We start from the raw sequence: 21,437 nt of genomic DNA, 5'->3' as shown, positions 1-21,437 counted from the left end.
GAATGTAGGATGAAGAAGTTTTTACTGTTTATCATTATGACTGTTTTAGCGATTACTTCGGTCGCTTGCGGTAAGAAAGAGACGCAAAAGGCGAGTGCTGGTAAGGGAGAAGGCGATCGATTAGTAACGAATATTAGTAGTGATCCATACACACTTGATTCTGCTATTGCAACAGATAGCACGTCAGGTTATATAATTGGGCAGTTGTTTTCAAGTTTATATACGCAAGATAGTGATGGGAAATATCAAAATGAATTAGCAGAGAAAGAAGAAGTAAATGCTGATGGAACTGAATATACAATCCATTTGAAGAAAGATATTAAATGGTCAGATGGTTCTCCGATTACGGCAAATGATTTTGAATTTGCATGGAAGCGATTATTAAATCCGAAAACGGGTTCTATGAATGCGACAGAAATGTATTTCATTAAAGGGGCAGAGGCATATAATACTGGAAAAGGTGAAGAGGGACAAGTTGGTATTCAAGTCGTTGATCCTCAAACATTAAAGGTAACTCTTGAACATCCAGTTGCTTCTATTAAACAGAAATTAGCAAGCTCATTATTTATTCCATTAGCTAAAAAGTCGATTGATGATAATAATAAATTAAAAACAGATCCAAAAGAGTTAATTACGAATGGACCATTCAAGTTAAAAGAGTGGAAGCATAACCAGGCTATTACAGTACAAAAAAATAAAGAATACTACGATAAAAAGGTAACATTAAAAGAAATTGAGTTTCGTATTATTCCAGACTCTAAAACAGCGTATCAATTATTTAAATCAAAAGAATTAGATTTACTAAGTGGTTTACCACAAGAGATGATTGAAAAAGAAAAAGGAAATAAAGAATATAAGCGTGTTGCAGGATTCTCATCTTATATTTATTCGTTTAACGTAGAAAAAGAGCCATTCACAAATGCGAAGGTACGTAAAGCATTTTCATTAGCGGTTGATCGTAAATTTATCGTTGAAAAACTGTATAAAAATAATGCGCAAGAAGCATATGCATTCGTTCCAGAAGGAGCAAAAACACAAAGTGGTCGTGATTTCCGTAAAGAAAAAGGTGATTACGTTAAATTTGATCCAGCAGAAGCGAAAAAATTATTAGAAGAAGGTATGAAAGAACAAGGGTGGTCTACATTACCTGAAGTAACATTAAAATTCACTACAGATACACAACATAAAAAAGTAGCAGAAGCAATGCAAGAAATGTTTAAGAAAAATCTTGGCGTAGATATTAAATTAGAAAATAAAGAGTGGAAGAGTTACATCGACACATACAAGCAAAGTGATTTCCAATTAGCTTATATGGGATGGGGCGGCTCTTTATTAGATCCAATTACTAAACTAGATTTATATGCAGGTGATGGTCCGAATAACTATGCAAAATGGCATAATAAAGAATTTGACGCTTTAGTAAAAGAAGCAAAAGTTGAACAAAACGAAGATAAGCGTTTTGACTTATTGCATAAAGCGGAAGATATTATGTTTACAGATTCACCATTAATCCCAATTATTTTCCCAAGTGCTTCATATTTACAAAAACCATCAGTATCTGGTGTCCAATTCATTATCGGTTCTAGTCCAGAACTAAGATACGCAAAAATTAAAAAATAAAGAAGTAGGCAATCGCCTACTTCTTTATTTTATTTCTCTTTTGTATTCTTTTTTCGTTCCATCAGAGAAGACAACTTCTAAATCAAATTTTTGATAGTCTTTATCAAGTTTGAACACGTTCACTACTTGATCGATTACTTCTTGGTCAGCAGTATCTTTATCAAATTTTAACTCTTGTAGAAGTGGGCTTAATTTTGTAATAGCCTCGTCTCCTGTTAATTTTACATCTGCTTTATGATCTTCAATTTTTGCTTCCATTTTCTTATCAGCTGCTACATTTTTATAGTCTGCTTCGTAGTCTTTCTTTGTATCTTGGTAGTCTGCCTTTAAATCGAATTCATTGAAGTTTAGTTTTAAATCTGCAGGAGCCTCATTTTTTGCTTCTTCAGTCGTCTTTTTATTAGAAGTTGTGTCTTCTTTTGCAGGAGCTTTACATCCTGTTAATGCAGGTACTAGCATAAGAGCTAATAAAACTGATAGTAGAATTCTCATTATAAATTCCTCCTTATGTAAATTCGTTCTATACAAGTTTTTCCCAAAAACATGTAATTATGTATGTGTTGAAAATAAATTATTATCCTGTAGTCACAAGGGCTCATCCGCAATTTAAATAAAAAATGATTTGTATGTATATGGTAAATTGAAGTTGTGAGGAGGTACTGAAATGCTTTCTAAAACGTATCAAACGATCGGTCAATTATTTCAAGCAACATATGCAGCAAATGGCTATTATACAATAATATTCGGAGGAGTTAGTTTAGAGAGAAATATTATTTCATTATTAGTTATTGTATTGGTTACACAATTAGTAGCAGTGACGACTTTAGCTATAAAAGGAATGGTAAAGGGAAGAGGAAGCTCTGTAGTTAAAGTTGTATAAAAGTAAAAAGGTATCCTTCGTAGGATACCTTTTTACTTTTGTTATTTTGCAACTTCTGTCCACTTGTAGTTAAATTCACCGCCGAAGTCAGTCGTTACAAGTCCTTTAATGAAAGAGCGTTGTAAGTAAGAACGACCTTGTTGGTATAAAGGAGCGACAGCGCCGTCTTGTAATAGAATTTTTTCAGCTTGCTTCATTGCTTCAAAGCGTGCTTTTTCATCGCCAGCTAAATCTGTTTTCACTTTATGAATTAGCTCATCGTACTCTTTGTTAGAGTATTTATCGAAGTTATAAGCACTATCTGTTGTAAATAAATCTAAGAATGTAATTGGATCAGCGAAGTCAGGGCCCCAGCCGTCAATACCAATTTCATAGTCACCACTTAATAGTAGTTTCAACTGTTGTTTACGTGGTTGTGGTTTTAAATTCACTGTTAATCCATCTAGGTTTTTTTCTAATTCACCTTTTAAATATTCACCAGTCTTTTTAGCTAAAGCATTGTCACTTGTTAATAGTTCGATTGTTACTTTGTCAGTACCAAGTTCTTGTTTTGCTTTTTTCCAGTTTTCTTTCGCTGTTTTCACATCATCCTTGACTAGATTTCCATTTTCTTTACGGAAGTCATTGCCTTCTGGACTCTTTGCAAATTTCGCAGGAACCATTCCTTCAGCTGGAATAGCACCGTTATTTAAAATTGTTTCTACGTAAGCCTTTTTATTCATTGCGCCGTTAATAGCAAGGCGTGCATGTTGATTTTTTAATGTTTCATTTTTCTGATTTAGTCGTAAGAATTGAATGCCGACTTCAGCGCGTTCCTTGAAGTTTGGATCGCTCTTATATTTATCAACAAACTCTGCAGTTAAAGCAACGCGATCAATTTGTCCTGAATCATATAAGTTCACTTCTGTAGACTTATCTTTAACGACATTGAAGTTGATTTCTTCTAATTTTACCGTTTTAGCATCCCAATAGTTAGGGTTTTTCTTCAATTGGAAACTTTGTTCGTGTTTCCAGTTATCTAATGTGAAAGCACCGTTGTAAATTAAATGATTTGTTTCTAAACCGTATTTATCGCCCTGAGACTTTAAGTACTCTTCATTAATTGGCAAGAATGTTGAGAATGTCGTTAAGCTTAAGAAGTAAGGAACAGGACGGTCTAGTTGTACTTCTAACGTTTTGTCATCAACAGCTTTGACCCCTAGTTGATCAATTGGTAATTGTTTTTGGTTTATTTGTTTCGCATTCTGTACATCGAAGAATAAGAATGCGTATTCAGCTGCTGTATCAGGATTTACGGCACGTTGCCAAGCAAAGACGAAGTCCTTTGCTGTAACAGGAGTACCGTTTGACCATTTTGAATCACGCAGATGGAATGTATATTTTGTTTTATCGGGACTAATGTCAACCGACTCAGCAACACCAGGAATCGGTTTATTATCTTCTCCCATTGCATATAAACCTTCAAAAACATTGCGCATTACATTCATGGATTCCCCATCCGTTGCTTTTGCAACATCCATTGTTGGAATTTCTGAAGCGAATGATAAGTTAATTGCTTGTTTATCAGGTACTTTATCGTTTGCTTTCGCTCCGCCTGCATTATCTTTATTTCCCCCGCAAGCAGTTAGTAATAGACTTGCCCCTAAAACAGATGCAACAACAGGTACAACTTTTTTCTTCATTGTTCGTTCCTCCCTAAATGTGTTGTTCGTAACGTCATAATGTCCATGTCTTGAAGTAGCTATAGAAGGAGATAGAACCTATTATAAATATTTGTTTATAGGTGATCAGGTGTTCTATATGTATATACATGTTGAGCTATAATCTATCGTTATATGTTTCAACTTAGTAGACATTATATTTTGATGGTGAAATATTTTGTTTCTTTGATTATTTAGAATATTAACACTGGAAAGAACTATATGTCAATAATAAAAATAGAATGTTAATTTCTTAGAATAATATGTTAAAAAAGTAGATTCTTTTGTGTGAGAGAACCTACTTTTAATATATTTTGCTAAAAAAACAATTGGTGTGGGCTAATAATAAGTGGGGATGAAGAACCCCCACTTATTACGGTTTTACTTTATTTTTCAATTTTTGCCCACTTGAAGTTTAATTGACCCGCAAAGTCTACTTGCACAATTCCTTTCACATAAGAACGTTCTAAATAAGATTCGCCTTTTTGGTAAAGAGGAGCGATAACAGAGTCTTTAAATAATATTTTCTCGGATTCTAGTAATGCTTCCCAGCGAGCTTTTTCATCACCAGCTAAAGTTGTTTTCACTTTTGCTATTGTTTCATCGAATTCCTTATTAGAGTAATGATCTAAGTTATAAGGGTTATTCGTTGTAAATAGCTCAAGGAATGTAATTGGATCCGCAAAGTCAGGGCTCCAGCCGTCAATTCCGATTTCGTAGTCACCTTTTAATAAAAGCGAAACTTGTTGCTTACGCGGTTGCGGTTTTATATTTACTGTTAATCCATCTAGATTCTTTTCTAGTTGCCCTTTTAAGAATTCACCAGTTTTCTTATCAAGGTCAGCATCACTCGTTAATAATTCTAATGTTATCTTTTCAGAACCAAGCTCTTGTTTAGCTTTTTTCCATAATTCTTGTGCAGATTTTGTATCAACTTTTGTTAAATCGCCGTTTGCAGTACGGAAGTCTTTTCCTTCAGGTCCTTTTGCAAAGTTTTTTGGAACGAGACCAAATGTTGGTGTAGAGCCATCATTTAATAACGTATTTACAAAGGATTTTCTATCAATTGTTTGATCGATTGCTTGGCGTGCAGAAACGTTTTGAAGTACTTTGTTTTGTTGATTCATGCGTAAAAATTGTACGCCTACATTTGGACGTTCTTTAAAGTTAGCATCTTTTTTATATTTATCAACGAAGTCAGATGTTAGTTTTATACGATCTAATTGTTTTGACTCGAATAAATTTACTTCTGTTGATTTTTCTTTTACGACGTTAAAATTGATTTCTTCTAGTTTGACAGTATCTTTATCCCAATAGGTAGGGTTCTTCTTAAATTTAAAGCTTTGTTCGTGCTTCCAATCGCTTAGTGTAAAAGCTCCATTGTACAAGATTGTATTATCTTCTAAAGCGTACTTATCACCTTGTGCTTTAAAGAATTCCTCGTTAATTGGTAGAAATGTTGGGAACGCTGTTAAGCTAATAAAATACGGAACAGGACGCTCCAATTCTACCTCAAACGTATGGTCATCAACTGCTTTTACACCAAGTTGGTCGGCTGGAAGTTCTTTGTTGTTAATTTTTGTTGCATTTTTAATATCAAAGAATAGAAATGCATATTCAGAGGCTGTTGCTGGATCTACGGCTCTCTGCCAAGCGAACACAAAATCTTTCGCTGTAACAGGAGTGCCGTTTGACCATTTTGAATCTCGCAAATGGAATGTGTATTTTGTTTTATCGCCACTTACTTCATGAGATTTTGCAACGCCAGGGAAAGGTTTGTTACCTTCACCAAGATTATACAAACCTTCAAATACGTTTCTCATTACTTGACCAGAATCAGTATCTGTAGCACGGGCCGTATCCATTGTTCGTATTTCAGTAGGTGAAGATAAATTTAAAACCTGTTTGCTAGGTGCCTCGTCTTTTGCATTTGCTCCGCTTGCTTCGTTTTTATAACTACCGCAACCAGTTAATAAAATACTTACTCCTACAACTGATGCAATACCGGGTACAAACTTCTTTTTCATTTGATTTTCCTCCTAAATAATTAAGTTTGGATGATGATGAGGGAAATGAAAAATAAAAAATCCCTCTTTTCATATTGAGAAAGAGGGATTTTTACGTACAAGTTATGCACCCGTATATAAACGAAGTCCCTCATTCTATCTTTCAAGCATAAAGCTTGCAGGAAGTGGCACAGTATTCAAAATGAACCTGCTGCCGAGGTTTCAAAGGGCCAGTCCCTCCACCTCTCTTGATACAATGAGTAAACGAATAAATTTTATTAATTTTTGTGTTTCTTTGATAATTCAAAATCTTACACCTTGAATAATGAAGTGTCAACCAAATGAAATATAGTTTAAATTTTCAGTTTTCTTAAACGAAAAAACCACTGCATATGGCAGTGGTTTTTCTACTAGAAGTTAAAGTTATCTGGATCTGGACCGACGCGACGATCTTCATTTAAAGCTTGAATTGCTTTCATATCATTAGCACTTAATTCAAAGTCGAAGATGTTTGCATTTTCAATAATGCGATGTTCTTTAATTGATTTAGGGATTGTTACAACTTCGTTTTGTAAATCCCAGCGTAAAATAATTTGCGCAGTTGATTTATTATATTTTGTCGCAATTTCTTGTAACGTTGGATTATCTAGTAGTTGTCCTTGCATTAATGGTGACCAAGCTTCAAGCTGGATATTATGTTCTTTACAGAATGCATGTAGCTCTTCTTGTGCTAAACGTGGGTGATATTCCACTTGGTTGACCATTGGCTTAATTTCAGCAATTTCAAATACGTCTTGTAAGTGGTGAATGTGGAAATTACTCACACCGATAGCGCGAACACGGCCATCTTTATAAAGTTTTTCTAATGCTTTCCATGATTCAGTATATTTCCCTTTTACAGGCCAATGTACTAAATATAAATCTAAATATTCTAGACCTAATTTCTCTAATGTAGTTTCAAATGCTTGAAGTGTTGTTTCATATCCTTGATTGCTATTCCATACTTTTGAGGTAATAAATAATTCTTCACGTGAAACACCGGATTCACGAATCGCTTGTCCAACGCCTTCTTCATTTTGATAGATTGCTGCAGTATCGATGCTGCGGTAGCCATTTTTAATTGCTGCTTTTACAGAATCAATTACTTCTGAACCATCTTCTACTTTAAAAACACCTAAACCAAACCAAGGCATTTTTACACCGTTATGTAATGTTGTATAATCTTTTAAACTTGTTAAAATCATATTATTTCCCCCTAGCTTTTTTGTTTGTTGCTTCTACTGCTTTTTGAATTGCCTCTGAAAAATTATATTCGTATAAAGTTTTGAGACCCTCAGCTGTGGAACCACCTGGCGTTGTTACTTGTTCGCGGAGGTTAGCTGGATTTTGCGTTTGCTCGAGCATAGAAGCAGAGCCAGAAATCATTTGAATGACAAGATGTTTTGCGGTTTCTTCATCGACTCCATAACTTTTTGTTGCTTCAATTAAGCTTTCAGCAAAGTAATAAAGGAAGGCTGGTGCACTTCCAGTAACTGCAGTAAGCTGATGAACTTCTTCCTCAGTACAAAGTTGCGAAGTACCAATACCTCTTAAAAGCAGTTGCAGGGTTTCTTGATGCATCTCGGTTACTGATTGTCCTATTGTATATAAGGAGATAGACTTTCCAATTTCAGCAGCTGTATTAGGCATAATCCAAGCAACAGGTGTGCCTTTTGGGAGTCTAGCTTCTAAATAAGATGGTCCAATGCCAGCTGCTACTGTTACGACAAGTTGATTTGATATTAACGGAGATAGCTCAGCTAATAATTCTTCATGAGCAGAAGGTGGCATTGCTAAAACAACCGTATCGACAGATGTAATATGCTGCTTCCAATCCGTTGTAATAGACACATTATATCGCCTTTGTAATTGTTCTAACTTTTCTACGTTGCTTCGGTTAGAGATAATAATTTCTTCGATGTACTCTTTGCTTGTTTTAAGTAATCCGGAAAATATAGCTTCTGCCATACGACCAGCACCAATAAATAAAATTCGATGTTTGTTAGGCATATCCTTTATTCCTTTCTAGTAGAGATATGTTATAAAAACGATATCATCTTTAAGAGAATTTTGTAAAAAGAAAAGACTTACCGTAGATGGAATGGATAATGAGAAGGCGGAAATTCATGGTAAAGGAAAGGGCTATTCCTTATACTGGTGATAGGGAATTTATTACACATCTGGGGAGAGATAAATATGGTTAGAAGTCCATTTTTTTACTTGTTTCTAGTATTATTTGTGTATTAGTTGGATTGTATATTCAATCGAGTTATATTGAAATTTTCGCATCAATTATGGGGATCATTAATGTTTGGTTATTAGCGAGAGAAAAAGTATCCAACTTTTTATTTGGCATGATTACTGTTGCGGTATTTCTATACATTTTTATTACACAAGGTTTATATGCAATGGCAGTATTAGCCGCTTTTCAATTTATATTTAATGTATATGGTTGGTATTATTGGATTGCATAAAGTGGGGAGGGAGAAGTAAAAGCAACAGTTCGTTTAGATTTGAAAGGGTGGACTTTTTATATAAGTTTTATTTTAGTTGCTTGGATTGGTTGGGGTTATTATCAAGTCCGTTATTTAGAGTCAACAAGTCCATATTTAGACGCTTTAAATGCCGTATTGGGACTAGTGGCTCAATTTATGTTAAGTCGAAAAATATTAGAAAACTGGCATTTATGGATTTTATATAACGTAGTTAGCATTGTAATTTATATTTCTACTGGTTTATACGTCATGCTAATATTAGCTATTATTAATCTCTTTATATGTGTAGCTGGTTTGCTAGAGTGGAAGAGCAATTATAAGGGGCAAGAACATACAAATAATTATATCTAGAAAATAATTAGAATTAAAAAACCCCTGAAGCATATATGCTTCAGGGGTTTACTAATAGAATATAAGATTAAGCTTTTGTCATACCAAGTAGTACAGCGCCGCCGATAATTAAAACACTACCTAGTGCAATAAAGATCAATTGACGTTTTGTTTTCTTTTCACCTAAGAATACAATCGCACCGAATGTTGAGATAACGATTCCAGTTTGAGATAATGGGAAGCTTGTTGCTACTCCAACACGTGGTAATGAAAGAAGTAAGAATAAGTTTCCAGTTCCCCATAGTAAACCAGATAAAGCATTACGGATTGCATATTTGTTAAATGGTTTATGTTTAGACGTCAGTACAACCGCACCAACAAACATACCAACTGCTTGTGGTAAAATAGCAGACCAACCATCGATATTATACCAACGAATAATAATTACATATACAAGATAGCCGAAAGTAGAAACAATTAAAGTAAGAAGTCCTTTTTTCAATTGTCCTGGTGGCTGAGCATTTTCTTTATCATCTAGTGATGTGAATACAACACCAACTACGATTAATAGGATTGCAATCGTTCCCAGAATAATCGTTGTAGTAGTAGTCCACTCACGGAAAGCGATAACCCCAAAGATAGAAGTTGCAACAAGTTGCATACCAGTAGAAATTGTTACGGTAGTTGAAACACCTAGTTTTTCAACTGTTTTTAATTGGTTTACTTGTCCTAAAGCCCAGAATAAACCTGAAATAAACCCAACAATTAAGACTGTCATTGTTAAAGCTGGTTGAGTAAATACATACATAATTGTTGCGAAGAATAGAGCACCGATTGTCATACCTACCGTTTGGCTATATGCACCACCGCCCATTTTTACGCTTACTAATAAGATGTTTCCCCATGCAATTGCAGGAAGAAGCGCTAATAAAATGTCCATTACAAGACTCCCTTCGGTTTGCTATACCAATATAGTTACATATCGTTCTAACGATCGGTAATGCCCCACTAATAGAGTAGAAGATTACCGATCGCTAAAACAGGATGAAGAATTCACGATATAAATGCGTTTTCATTTCTTCATTTTTTGAAACACCTCCATATAATAACAGGAAATTGCCTATTTTAGAAAGTGAATTCAAATAAAATGTATATTTAAATAAGAGGTAAAATTCAGTTATTTCCCGGTGGTATATTTTATTTCCTAAGAAATAAAGAAGCAGCTTCCAAAAAAGCTGCTTTAAGGGTTAGTAATTCTTTTGTTAATAAGCTGAATACATAGCAGAAATAGGAGTGACATACTAATAGTGATAACCACAAGTGTCCAGGCGAGTTGCATATTACTTGCGTCAATGGCCATGTAAATTGCAGTCGGGATTGTCTGTGTTTTACCAGGGATATTCCCGGCAAACATGAGTGTAGCACCAAATTCACCGAGCGCGCGGACAAAGCTCAAAATCATCCCGCTTAGTAATGCAGGAAATGCGAGCGGAAGTGTAACGTGCAGAAAAACTTGATATTCACTTGCGCCAAGGTCACGAGCACTTTCTTCAATTTGTACATTTGCGATAGAAAATCCCGTTTTCGCTGATTGATACATAAGCGGAAATGCAACAACTGTAGAAGCGATGATCGCAGCGGTAGATGTGAACATAATAGACTGCTGAAATAATGATTCAACCCACCTTCCGATCGGGCTGTTGTTTCCAAAGATGATAATGAGAAAGAAGCCGATAACAGTTGGTGGAAGTACCATTGGTAATAAAAATATGGTTTCTAATAGTACTTTATATCGCCATGAGGAGCGAGCTAGTGCTCGCCCGACAATCGTCCCTAAAATTGTAACGAGAATAGTGGCACACGCAGCTACTCTTAAAGATAGAAAGACAGGCGATATAATAGCATCAATGCTCATAGTAATTACGACAGGACTGTAAATCCATATTTCTTAAAGATAGATTGTGCATCTTTTGACTGCAAATACTCATAAAATGAAGTCGCCTCTTTCTTATGTTTAGATTCCTTTATAACACCTAAAGGATAGTGGATTGGCTCATGAGAAATAGCTGCTGCTGTTTCACCAATTTTTACTTTATCTGAAATGAGAGCATCTGTTTTGTATACGATACCAGCATCGACATTTCCTGTTTCTACATATGTTAACACTTGGCGAACATCTTTTGTAAATACGACTTTATTTTGAACATCATTCCAAAGGTTTTCGTGTGTTAGAGAAGCCTTTGCATATTTTCCAGCAGGTACAGATTCAGGTGTACCAAGTGCAATTTTTTTGATTTTCTCATCTTTTAAATCTTGAAATTTTGTAAGAGAACTATCTTTAGGGATGACTAGAACTAGTTCATTTCCAAGAAGATTTTTCCCTTCTTTTTCATTAATGAATCCTTTTTTTACAAGGGTTTGGAATTTATCTTCTGCTGCAGAGAAGAATAAATCAGCAGGTGCACCTTGTTCAATTTGTTGTTGAAGTGCTCCAGAAGCACCGAAGTTAAAAGAAAGTTTAATATTTGGTTCTTTTTCTTTATATTGTTTTTCAATTTCTTTTAATGCATCTTGTAAGCTTGCAGCAGCTGAGATAGTGAGTTCAACTGTTTTATCCTTTTTAGCAGCTGACTTTGTATGCTTTTCCCCACTTGTACAAGCAGTGCTAAATATAAGAAGGAAAGAAAGTATAAGTGCCCCGATGGAACGTAATGTAAATTTATTCATAAAAAAATCCCCTTTCGTTTTGACACATCTAATTATAACTAAATATAACTAAATATAACTAGTTATAATTGAATATAATTTGAACATATGTCTATTTTTAAAAAATAGGAGAAATATTCTTTTCTTTGTTACAATGAAAGGAGAAAGTGAGGAATCGTCTATGGATCATCATTCCTACACAACGGAAGAAGTAGCAAAGCGATTAAAAGTATCAAAATTAACTGTATACGACTTAATTAAAAAAGGAGAACTTCCTTCTTATAGAGTTGGTAGACAGATGCGCATTGATGCAGCAGATTTAGATCAATATATAAAGCAAATGAAAACAGGAAAGGTACAAGTTAATCCTGTAAAAAACGATGGTAGTAGTAACTTGAACACGTGTATTATTAGTGGTCAAGAACTAACGTTAGATATGTTAGCTAAACGTATAGAAAATCGTTTGCTAAGTTCTAATGTTTTAAGGGCGTATCAAGGTAGCTTAACAAGTTTAGTGAAAATGTATCAAGGAGAAGGAAGTATCGTTAGTTTGCATTTGTTTGATGGTGAAACGGGTACATATAATGTTCCTTATGTAAAACGCATTTTAGTAGGACAGCCATGTATTATGATTAATTTATTGTCCAGAAATGTAGGGTTTTATGTCCAAAAAGGAAATCCGAAGAAAATAAAGACATGGGCCGACATATCCGGATCCACTATAAAGTTTGTAAATCGAGAAAAGGGTTCTGGTATTAGAGTGTTAGTGGATGAACAATTACGAATCCAAAAATTAAATAAAGCTGATATTAGTGGATATGAATGGGAAGAATCGAATCATCTGGGTGTTGCCACGCAAGTTGCAAATGGAAAAGCTGATGTAGGAGTAGGTTCAGAAAAGTTTTCGCAAATTGTAAATGTGGACTTTATTCCAATCATGAAAGAACAGTATGATTTAGTAATTTTGAAGAATAAAGAAAATGAAGAGCTGATTGAAGTCGTGAAAGACATTCTGCAATCGGAAGAATTTCATAATGAATTAAATGCAATTGGCGGATATGATATTACGAAAACAGGTCAAATTATATATGAAACAAACTAAAAAGCTGCTTGTCTATAAGACGAGCAGCCTTTTCTATATAAAGGGGTTTGGGGAAACAAAGTGTTAAACAAGACCTTGAGCAAGTGTATAAATGAAAGCCGTAAGAAGAGTAGCTCCACTTGCAAGTCCGATAAAGTCCGATTTGTTGAAAGTAATGTTGTTCATTATAATCTCTCCTTATTTGTTTAATGTAGTTGCAACAGCTTTTGCATCGACAAGTGCGGATAGCACCATGCCCATTGTATTTAAAAATTTATTTGATTTCATATTGTTCATCATGCGTATCCGCTCCTTTTCGAATTGTTGTTGCCCTGCTTATGTCTTAATTATAGGGAATATGGCTACTTGCAACTATCGAATTAGCTTACGAAAGACTTACACTTTTGTAAGAAAAAAAGACATTCATGTAAGAATGTCTTTCACAGCATATTGATATGATGATGTTCTTCAATTGTTTTTAAAAAACTACGCATTGAATTCGTCATATAGCTATCTTTACGGCGTATGAAAACCGTTGAAATACTGCCGTATTTTTGAGGGATTGCATGACAATGTACCTTACCTGCTTTAGAAAGATGATGGACAGCAGACTGTGGTACGAGTGTAATTCCGAGGCCGAGTGCAACGCTGTTTAATATTGTCTCTAATATATTGAATTCCATAATTCTTTTTGGTAGCAAACCTTCGTCTTTCAGCCATCGTTCTAGTTTGGAACGGTATCCGCATCCTTGGTTAAAAACGAGTAGAGGCGTTGTTGTAAATTCTTCTATATGAAAAGCTTTATTTTGTGTTACAAGTACTAATTTTTCTGTACTAACATCGTATTGTTCGATTAGTGGATGTTTAATAGGACCTGATATAAAGGCACCATCTAATTGATGATCAAGTACTTCTCTAATTAATTCTTCTGTTAGACCCGCTTGTAATGATAAATCGACATTCGGATAGCTTTTATAGTAAGAAGATAAAATGGTAGGTAATGTACTTACTGTTTCTACTGTACCGATTTTTAATATACCGGAGGGTGTTTCACTATCTAAAAATACTTGTTTTAGTTCGTCGACATCTTGCAAAATTTTATTAACATAAACGAGCATTTTTCTTCCTTCAGCTGTTAAAGTCATTCCTCGTTTATGGCGGTAAAAGAGTGGGGTTTTTAATTCGTTTTCTAGTTGTTTAATACGTGCAGTTACATTTGATTGTACATAATTTAATTCCTTTGCTGCGTTACTTACACTACCCTGGTCGGCAACGCTTTTAAAGATTTGTAAGTCTCTTAATTCCATTTTGTAATCCCCCTTGATGTTAACTATCATTATAAATGATAGTTAACATCATTTTGAATCATTTTACGTGATATATTTTTTCTTTTACAATTCTCTTTGTGCAAATAGAAAGAAACGGGGGATTGCGGTGAGAAGAGGTCAAATGATAATAGGGGCTTTAGCGTGTTTAATTGCGAGTATGTCATGGGGAGCGATGTTTCCAGTTGCTGATCATGCGCTAGAATACATAGATCCATTTTATTTTTCGCTTATTCGTTATGGAGCAGTGGCGATAATGCTGATTGTATTGTTGTTAATGAAAGAAGGAAAACAGGCATTTCGTTTAGAGGGAAGAGGAAAGTTACTCGTCTTTTTTGGAACGATGGCATTTACAGTATATAATGTCCTCATATTTTTAGGGCAAATGTTAATGGGTAAGTCGGGTGTAATGGTAGCTTCCATTATGGAATCACTTATGCCGATGATTTCTATTTGTATTTTATGGGGATATAAGCATATAAAACCGAAGAAGTATATGATAACGAGTATGGTTATTGCTTTTGTAGGAGCTGTGTTTGTTATTACAAAAGGTGACATGAGTTTCTTTGTAACATTGAAAGATAATATGTTCTCATTAGCATTTATATTTATTGGTGTTGTAGGCTGGGTTATTTATACGATGGGTGGTCAAACGTGTAGTGATTGGTCAACATTACGTTATTCTACGTTGACGTGTGTATTCGGTACGACTGTTACAGGAATTATAACGGTAATTATTACGTCGCTTGGATATGTTTCAGTTCCTAGTATGGGAACGATTTCTATTGTGAAGTATGATTTGTTATTTATGATGACATTGCCAGGTATTGTAGCGCTACTTGCTTGGAACTATGGTGTGAAAATTTTATCATCCATTAATGGGATTTTATTTATTAATTTTGTACCAATTACGACTTTAGTTATTATGATGATGCAAGGGTATCAGATCACAATGTTTGATATTATAGGGACTGTACTTGTTATTGCAGCGCTTATTCGCAATAACGTTTGCCAGAGAAAAGAAGAAAATATAAATAAGAGAGTTTTACAAGAAGAACAATTACGTCAAGCTGTTTAATAGGCAAATGGAGGATTTCATATGTTAGAAAGTTTATTGTTTTTCTTCGCCGTCGGAGTTGCCTGTGAGCTTGCAGCAATTAATCGAAATGGTCGTAAAAAGATAAAACAACAAGCTGAGCTGATACAGCTTTTAAAAGAATTGAAAGAAAGAAAAAATTAAAAAGACGACCGGGCATAGACGGTCGTCTTTTTCTATATAAAGGGGAAAGGGGACACAAAGTTATACAAGCGTAGCAGCGTAAATGAAAGCAGTAAGAAGAAGAGAGCCGCTAGCTAATCCTAAAAAATCTAATTTGTTAAAAGTAATGTTATTCATAATACATTCTCCTTACTTGTTTAATGCAGAAGCAACAGCTTTTGCATCGAAAAGAGCCGATAATACCATGCCCATTGTATTTAAGAAATTGTTCGTTTTCATTTTGTTCATCATATTGATCCACTCCTTTTCGAATAATTGTTGCCCTGTTTCTGACTTAATTGTATGAAATATAGTAAGAAGTAACTATCGAATTAGCTTACAAGAAAATTACACTTTTGTAAGAATTGAAATTTAACAATTCATCCTTAATTTTATTACCAACTCCTAAAACTTAGTGTTATAATTATTGTAAGAATATGATTATACTTCGGATGTTTAGAAAGGAACGAAATAAATGTATAAACCAATTACATTTTTGTTGAAATATATATTTAAAACAGCTGGGAAAGTAGAAGTACAAGGAAGAGAAAAGCTACCAGAAGGTGGACCGTATGTTGTTGCATGTACACATACAAGTTTTATGGATGTATTAATGTTAGCTACAGGGATGTATCCAACTCAAATTCATTACATGGCCAAAAAAGAATTATTTGAAGGGAAATTCAAAAATTGGTTCTTTAAAAATGTAAATGCATTCCCTGTAGATCGTGCGAATCCAGGACCAAGTACACTTAAAATTCCATCACGTTTATTAAAAGAAGGAAAGGTAGTAGGGATTTTTCCGAGTGGAACAAGATCAGCGGAAGATGTTTCATTAAAAGCGGGTGCTGTGACAATTGCGATGCGTTCTAATGTTCCGTTAGTACCAGCAGCTTATGTTGGTCCATCAAGTGTAAAAGAATTAATAAAGGGGAAAAAGGCACAATTGATTTTTGGAGATCCAATTCAAATTGAGTCTGGAGAACAAATAGATCGAAAAACCGCTATGAAAATGATGACAGATCAATTAAATGAGAAGTTTGAGGAGTTAAAAGAAGCTTTGCAATCAAATCAAAAATAAGAAAAGACGACCGGGCATAGACGGTCGTCTTTTCTATTACTATTTATAATAAAGGGGAAAGGGGACACAAAGTTATACAAGCGTAGCGGCGTAAATAAAAGCAGTAAGAAGAAGCGAGCCACTAGCTAGTCCTAAAAAATCTAATTTGTTAAAAGTGATGTTATTCATAATATATTCTCCTTACTTGTTTAATGTAGAAGCAACAGCTTTTGCGTCGATAAGAGCGGAAAATACCATGCCCATTGTATTTTAGAAATTGTTCGTTTTCATTTTGTTCAGCATATTAATCCGCTCCTTTTCGAATAGTTGTTACCCTGTTTCTGACTCAATTGTATGAAATGTTGCGGAAAGTAACTATCGAATTAGCTTACAGAAAAATTACACTTTTGTAAGAGAAACGAATGAAGGTGTAATGATAAGAAGATTTGACATATGTTCATGAGATTCATTAAGTTAAAGGTAGAGGTGAGTGTATGGCTAATATTAAAGATATTGCAAAGATGGCGGGAGTTTCAGTTACGACTGTTTCGAGAGTGTTGAATGATCACCCATATGTAAGTGAAGAAAAAAGGAAAGCGGTTATAGAGATAGTTGAGAAATTGAATTACTCGCAAAACGCAAATGCTGTTCATTTATCAAAAGGAAAAACGAATATTGTTGGTGTGATTTTACCGTATATTAATCATCCGTGTTTTGATGCGATGGTGAGCGGAATGATGGAGACTGCGTTAGCGCATAATTACAGGGTGCTACTTTGCCAAACGAATTATAATAAAAAAGAAGAAATGAAAAGTTTACATATGTTAAAAACAAAACAATTGGATGGTCTTATTATTTGTTCACGTGCAAATGATTGGGAAACGATAGAACCATATGCTTCTTACGGCGCAATAATTGCTTGTGAAGACAATGATATTTCAAACATCTCAAGTGTATATACGAATCATTCAGCGGCCTTTCAATTAGGAATGGATTATTTGATTGAGAAAGGTTATAAAAAAATTGGTTATTGCACGGGAAGGAAATTAGGGCCAAGTAGCCAAAAACGTTTTGGTGTTTATAAACAGCAATTGCAATCTATAGACGAAGAGGTTAATGAAGAATGGATTTTTACAGAATGTTTTACACTAGAAGATGGTGTAAAAGTGGCTCATAAGTTAAAAGAGATGCAGGATCTTCCTGAAGCATTAATAGTAGCAGGTGATGAAGTTGCGATTGGGGTTATGACAGAAGTTGAAAAATTAGGGATTCAAGTTCCTGAGGATTTAGCGATTATTGGCTTTGATAATCAACCTATCTCGCAAGTGTTACAATTGACAACTATTGATCAAAATTTAAAGGAGATAGGGAAAACTGCTTTTGAAATGTTGCATAGAAAAGTGAATGACGAGAGTTCTGAACAAGAAAAGCTGGAAATTCCATACGAACTTGTGGAACGCTCTACAGTTTAATCGTAATCCGTTATGTGTATAATCGCATAACGGATTATTTTTTTGAAATATCTTTGACAGGAAACGCGTTTCATACTTTATAAAGGAGTTAAACCGGTCTGTAATAATCCATGGATTCTTTTCAAGTGTTAATGCAGTGAATAGAATTTGGAGGAATATGCATGAATGAACTTTTATCGAGTATGAAAAAGTATGTAGATGATGATGAAAAGATTCTGGCTTTTGTGGTAGGGATATTTGAGAAGGATAATTTTATATTATCGTATCAACATGGGGTTTTTGTTGCCACTACTAGACGTCTCCTTTTTTACGGGAAATTTCCGTACTATTCTTCAACATTTAAAGAGTATTCATATTTGCATATAGATAGCATAGATTTTCATCCGTATTTTGAATTTACTTGTAGTCATGAAACCATTCGCGCTAAGTATATTCAGAAAGGGAATGTGGAGCGATTTGTCCGTGCAGTTAGAGCAAATATGAATAATTAATCAACCCTCTGTTTAAACATAATATTTCAATTTTTAAGAGGGAAAATGCGGAATAAAAACCACTTCTAAACCTCTAGGAGATAGTGATACAATGTCAAATGGGGGGAGGGTATGAACTATGGTTAATCAACGTATAAAGGAAATAACACTAATTACAATTGGTTCATTATTATTCGCAATTGGTATTAATTACTTTGCAATTCCAAACCGTTTATCGGAAGGTGGAATTATTGGTTTAACGGTTGTTACGTACTACTTATTTGATTGGTCACCAGGAATTGTGAACTTTGCTATAAATGCAATTTTACTAGCTGTTGGTTATAAATTTTTTGATAAGAAAACAATGATTTATACAATTTTAGGGATTGTAGAAACATCTTTGTTCTTATACGTTACAGAACATATTGAGTATCATGTAAATAGTGATACATTATTAGCAGCTTTATTTGCTGGTTTATTTGTGGGTATTGGATTAGGCTGTATGTTCAAAGCCGGAGGTACATCGGGAGGATCAGCAATTTTAGCTCAGTTAGCAAATCAATATTTAGGTTGGAGTGTAGGGAAAGGCGTACTAATTATTGATATTGTTGTAATTGCTGGTTCTGTATTTATAATAGGGCAAGAAAAGGCGATGTATACACTTGTGGCTGTGTTCATTGGAGCGAAGGTGATTGATTTCATTGTAGAAGGAATGGACACAAAAACGGCTGTTACGATTATTTCGAATCAACCAGATTTAATTCGTGAAGCTATTACGAAAAATATGACACGCGGTGTTACTGTATTAGAAGGGCGCGGCGGATATACTGGTAAAAATAAAGAAGTTTTATATGTTGTTATTAATAAACAAGAGCTTGTTAAGTTAAAACAAGTTATTAGCCGGGTAGATGAAGATGCTTTCGTTGTTATACATGATGTACGTGATGTACTTGGCGGTGGCTTTAAAGCAAGCTAAAAGGTGAACGAGTAAATTCGTTCACCTTTTTTAATTCTTACAAAAATGTAAGTGTAATGTAATGAGATTCAATAGTAGATTTTATTCCCCCTTTTTAAAATGGATGTATATATATCCTGCAGAGGAGGAATGTTTATTATGAAGAAAAAATTGATCACTACTATAATAGCGATGATAGTGATAGTAGTAATGTTACTGCCTACGAAACTTGGACCGGTTATCGATAAATATAATCCACTGTATAAGACGAAAGAATACTATACGGTTGTGAATACAATTGGTCAGCATATCGGTGATGAGTGGTATGAATATGAATTTATTGCATTCGATGAACGTGGTAGAGAGCAGAAAATAAAGAAAACGGTTAAGCATATGTTAAAGAGAGATGAAGCATTAAAGGTTTTTGCAAAAGGGCGTTACGGTGAGTCCATTGAAGAGATTGAGGTTGCAAATATTCCTATAAATGCGAAGAGTAAACTTTTAACGGTGAGATAGCGAAATATACCCCCAGCTATTTTTTGTCGAAAATAAAAATACTGGGTAAGGGTATTTTTAAGGTTAACAAAAAAGCCTTAGTCCATATAGACTAAGGCTTTTTTGTTATATAAAGGGGAAGGGGGTACATTGTAGTAGCATGGGTGAAAGCTATAAGAAGAGTAGCTACTAGCAATGTAATTTGGTTATGTGATTGTTCTTCTTATTTGGCTTACTTTCTAACTTTATTGTACGAAATATAAGTAAGGAGAACTATCGAATTACATTACACATAACTTACAAACATGTAAGCCTTCTGTAATGTAATTCGATAGTTAAAAGATAGTAATTTTCATATAGTGTAACTAGAAAGTCTCAATGTATTACTTTCTGTTTGTAATGAAGAATGAAAAACCAACTAATTTTTAATAATCCTCATCTGAATAAAGATGGGGATCTTTTTTAAACCTTACAACATTGTAAGGTTTACGTAAGTTAATTCGATAGTAAATTTGTCATATTTTTTGCATAATAGATACAGATAGAAAAATAATTAGGGATCTAGTAAGAAGGGAGAAAAATGGGATGCGTAAAGAAGAAGTAGTGAAGTTACCAATTAAAGATTTCTGTAGCTACTTTACTGTTGCCGTAGTGTGTATTGGATTATTTGATATCATAACAAACTTAATTGTTAAATAATATAGATGCTAAAACAAGAAAGGAAGTCCTTTCTTGTTTTTTTTATGGGGGCATAAAGATGAAATGGATTGATAGTCATATACATGTTGATCAATATAAGGATGAAGAGAAGAGCAGATTACTGAAAGAGGTGGAAAATAGTAATGAAATAAAGGGGCTTATTGCGGTATCTATGAATTATCAATCTTGTAAGGAAACGTTATCTTTAGCGAAGAAGTATCCCTTTATATATCCAGCGATAGGGTTTCATCCAGAGCAACAGATTCATAAAGAAGAGTGTGAACGGATTTATCAACTTATTGAACAGAACGCAGAGGAAATTGTTGCGATTGGTGAAGTAGGTTTGCCCTATTATTTGAGAAAAGAAGATGAAAGAATTGCTGCAGATCCATACATAGCTGTATTGAAAAAATTTATAGAACTAGCTAGTAAGTATAATTTGCCGATTGTATTACACGCAGTTTATGAAGATGCTGACATTGTATGTGATTTGCTAGAGAAATATAAAGTTTCACGTGCACACTTCCATTGGTTTAAAGGAAGCGATGAAACAATGAAACGGATGATGAGAAATGGTTATTATATTTCGATTACACCGGATGTTTTACATAAGGAGAAGATTAGAAAAATCGTTTCGTATTATCCGCTTGAATATATGATGGTAGAAACAGATGGTCCGTGGGAATTTCAAAAGGATGTTATAACGCACCCAAGAATGATTCGAGAGGTATTAAAGGAAATTAGTTCTATAAAAAACATATCCATTGATAAGGTCGCAAAAACAATATATGAAAATACAAGTCAATTTTATTTGAAAGGATAGGAGAATTATAGTTTTAATCATGT

General features: G+C 34.3%; 23 protein-coding genes, 1 pseudogene and 1 riboswitch. Of the genes and pseudogenes, 12 read left to right on the top strand and 12 right to left on the bottom strand.

Annotated features, from left to right (window positions below; genetic code table 11):
* Nucleotides 1-9 precede the first annotated feature (9 nt).
* Nucleotides 10-1,620: a peptide ABC transporter substrate-binding protein gene (locus tag DN400_RS21165; RefSeq protein WP_000714087.1), complete on the top strand. Its 1,611-nt coding sequence runs from the start codon at nt 10-12 to the stop codon at nt 1,618-1,620.
* 24 nt (nt 1,621-1,644) lie between these two features.
* Here the strand turns inward: DN400_RS21165 and DN400_RS21160 are convergent, their stop codons facing one another.
* Nucleotides 1,645-2,112 carry a YusW family protein gene (locus DN400_RS21160; protein WP_001221551.1) on the bottom strand — a complete coding sequence of 156 codons (468 nt, stop codon included), beginning with the start codon at nt 2,110-2,112 and terminating at the stop codon, nt 1,645-1,647.
* Nucleotides 2,113-2,284: 172 nt separating this feature from the next.
* Here DN400_RS21160 and DN400_RS21155 point away from each other — a divergent pair, with 172 nt between their 5' ends.
* Entirely contained in the window at nt 2,285-2,500 is a 216-nt protein-coding gene (locus DN400_RS21155; RefSeq protein ID WP_000949590.1) for a hypothetical protein, read from the top strand.
* Nucleotides 2,501-2,541: 41 nt separating this feature from the next.
* Here the strand turns inward: DN400_RS21155 and DN400_RS21150 are convergent, their stop codons facing one another.
* From DN400_RS21150 to proC, 4 genes are all read right to left on the bottom strand, one after another.
* Nucleotides 2,542-4,182 carry a peptide ABC transporter substrate-binding protein gene (locus tag DN400_RS21150; RefSeq protein WP_000731063.1) on the bottom strand — a complete coding sequence of 547 codons (1,641 nt, stop codon included), beginning with the start codon at nt 4,180-4,182 and terminating at the stop codon, nt 2,542-2,544.
* A 404-nt stretch (nt 4,183-4,586) separates the two neighbouring features.
* On the bottom strand, nt 4,587-6,227 hold the full coding sequence (locus DN400_RS21145; protein ID WP_000726449.1) for a peptide ABC transporter substrate-binding protein: 1,641 nt from the start codon (nt 6,225-6,227) through the stop codon (nt 4,587-4,589).
* 132 nt (nt 6,228-6,359) lie between these two features.
* Nucleotides 6,360-6,464, bottom strand: a riboswitch (SAM riboswitch).
* Nucleotides 6,465-6,616: 152 nt separating this feature from the next.
* A complete protein-coding gene (locus DN400_RS21140) occupies nt 6,617-7,450 on the bottom strand; it encodes an aldo/keto reductase (RefSeq protein WP_098312865.1) in 834 nt (277 codons plus the stop codon).
* Nucleotide 7,451: 1 nt separating this feature from the next.
* Nucleotides 7,452-8,255: a pyrroline-5-carboxylate reductase gene (gene proC, locus DN400_RS21135; RefSeq protein ID WP_063546217.1), complete on the bottom strand. Its 804-nt coding sequence runs from the start codon at nt 8,253-8,255 to the stop codon at nt 7,452-7,454.
* A gap of 186 nt (nt 8,256-8,441) precedes the next feature.
* Here proC and pnuC point away from each other — a divergent pair.
* Nucleotides 8,442-9,091, top strand: a pseudogene (gene pnuC / locus DN400_RS21130) (nicotinamide riboside transporter PnuC).
* A gap of 67 nt (nt 9,092-9,158) precedes the next feature.
* Here the strand turns inward: pnuC and DN400_RS21125 are convergent.
* The 3 genes from DN400_RS21125 to modA form a co-directional block, all read right to left on the bottom strand.
* On the bottom strand, nt 9,159-10,010 hold the full coding sequence (locus tag DN400_RS21125) for a GRP family sugar transporter (RefSeq protein WP_000353546.1): 852 nt from the start codon (nt 10,008-10,010) through the stop codon (nt 9,159-9,161).
* A gap of 300 nt (nt 10,011-10,310) precedes the next feature.
* The gene (gene modB / locus DN400_RS21120) at nt 10,311-10,985 is read right to left on the bottom strand and encodes a molybdate ABC transporter permease subunit (protein ID WP_002152004.1); all 675 of its coding nucleotides are present in this window, start codon (nt 10,983-10,985) and stop codon (nt 10,311-10,313) included.
* Nucleotides 10,986-10,990: 5 nt separating this feature from the next.
* Entirely contained in the window at nt 10,991-11,797 is an 807-nt protein-coding gene (gene modA / locus DN400_RS21115; protein WP_098312866.1) for a molybdate ABC transporter substrate-binding protein, read from the bottom strand.
* A 160-nt stretch (nt 11,798-11,957) separates the two neighbouring features.
* Between modA and DN400_RS21110 the strand changes: the two genes are divergently transcribed.
* Nucleotides 11,958-12,878, top strand: coding sequence for a substrate-binding domain-containing protein (locus tag DN400_RS21110; protein ID WP_065229674.1), 921 nt, complete (start codon nt 11,958-11,960; stop codon nt 12,876-12,878).
* Nucleotides 12,879-12,941: 63 nt separating this feature from the next.
* Here the strand turns inward: DN400_RS21110 and DN400_RS21105 are convergent, their stop codons facing one another.
* The gene (locus DN400_RS21105; RefSeq protein ID WP_001060018.1) at nt 12,942-13,043 is read right to left on the bottom strand and encodes a DUF3948 family protein; all 102 of its coding nucleotides are present in this window, start codon (nt 13,041-13,043) and stop codon (nt 12,942-12,944) included.
* Between the two features lie 254 nt (nt 13,044-13,297).
* Nucleotides 13,298-14,164 carry a LysR family transcriptional regulator gene (locus DN400_RS21100; RefSeq protein ID WP_063546223.1) on the bottom strand — a complete coding sequence of 289 codons (867 nt, stop codon included), beginning with the start codon at nt 14,162-14,164 and terminating at the stop codon, nt 13,298-13,300.
* A gap of 127 nt (nt 14,165-14,291) precedes the next feature.
* Here DN400_RS21100 and DN400_RS21095 point away from each other — a divergent pair, with 127 nt between their 5' ends.
* Nucleotides 14,292-15,260 (top strand): DMT family transporter, encoded by a 969-nt coding sequence (locus DN400_RS21095; RefSeq protein WP_002004285.1) that lies wholly within the window; start codon nt 14,292-14,294, stop codon nt 15,258-15,260.
* Between the two features lie 21 nt (nt 15,261-15,281).
* Entirely contained in the window at nt 15,282-15,422 is a 141-nt protein-coding gene (locus tag DN400_RS21090; RefSeq protein WP_000894065.1) for a YrzO family protein, read from the top strand.
* 60 nt (nt 15,423-15,482) lie between these two features.
* On the opposite strand, the gene DN400_RS21085 is transcribed toward DN400_RS21090, so the two are convergent.
* Entirely contained in the window at nt 15,483-15,578 is a 96-nt protein-coding gene (locus tag DN400_RS21085) for a DUF3948 family protein (RefSeq protein ID WP_001060007.1), read from the bottom strand.
* Between the two features lie 337 nt (nt 15,579-15,915).
* Between DN400_RS21085 and DN400_RS21080 the strand changes: the two genes are divergently transcribed.
* On the top strand, nt 15,916-16,521 hold the full coding sequence (locus DN400_RS21080) for a lysophospholipid acyltransferase family protein (RefSeq protein ID WP_098312867.1): 606 nt from the start codon (nt 15,916-15,918) through the stop codon (nt 16,519-16,521).
* Nucleotides 16,522-16,593: 72 nt separating this feature from the next.
* On the opposite strand, the gene DN400_RS21075 is transcribed toward DN400_RS21080, so the two are convergent.
* A complete protein-coding gene (locus DN400_RS21075) occupies nt 16,594-16,689 on the bottom strand; it encodes a DUF3948 family protein (RefSeq protein WP_001060007.1) in 96 nt (31 codons plus the stop codon).
* A 305-nt stretch (nt 16,690-16,994) separates the two neighbouring features.
* Here DN400_RS21075 and DN400_RS21070 point away from each other — a divergent pair, with 305 nt between their 5' ends.
* The 5 genes from DN400_RS21070 to DN400_RS21050 all read left to right on the top strand — a co-directional run bounded on the left by DN400_RS21070 (nt 16,995) and on the right by DN400_RS21050 (nt 21,414).
* Nucleotides 16,995-17,972 (top strand): LacI family DNA-binding transcriptional regulator, encoded by a 978-nt coding sequence (locus DN400_RS21070; RefSeq protein ID WP_098211848.1) that lies wholly within the window; start codon nt 16,995-16,997, stop codon nt 17,970-17,972.
* 161 nt (nt 17,973-18,133) lie between these two features.
* A complete protein-coding gene (locus DN400_RS21065; RefSeq protein ID WP_001004245.1) occupies nt 18,134-18,463 on the top strand; it encodes a PH domain-containing protein in 330 nt (109 codons plus the stop codon).
* 118 nt (nt 18,464-18,581) lie between these two features.
* Nucleotides 18,582-19,418 (top strand): YitT family protein, encoded by an 837-nt coding sequence (locus DN400_RS21060; protein ID WP_000248045.1) that lies wholly within the window; start codon nt 18,582-18,584, stop codon nt 19,416-19,418.
* A 138-nt stretch (nt 19,419-19,556) separates the two neighbouring features.
* Complete coding sequence (locus tag DN400_RS21055; RefSeq protein WP_000727877.1) at nt 19,557-19,913, top strand: YxeA family protein; 357 nt, start codon at nt 19,557-19,559, stop codon at nt 19,911-19,913.
* A 736-nt stretch (nt 19,914-20,649) separates the two neighbouring features.
* On the top strand, nt 20,650-21,414 hold the full coding sequence (locus DN400_RS21050) for a TatD family hydrolase (protein WP_098312868.1): 765 nt from the start codon (nt 20,650-20,652) through the stop codon (nt 21,412-21,414).
* Nucleotides 21,415-21,437: the final 23 nt, after the last annotated feature.

Origin of the sequence: Bacillus sp. AR8-1 (assembly GCF_008042345.1) — a bacterium.
GTDB lineage: Bacteria > Bacillota > Bacilli > Bacillales > Bacillaceae_G > Bacillus_A > Bacillus_A cereus.
Note: the sequence above shows the minus strand (reverse complement) of the source record. Positions and strands in the feature narration are given on the sequence as shown.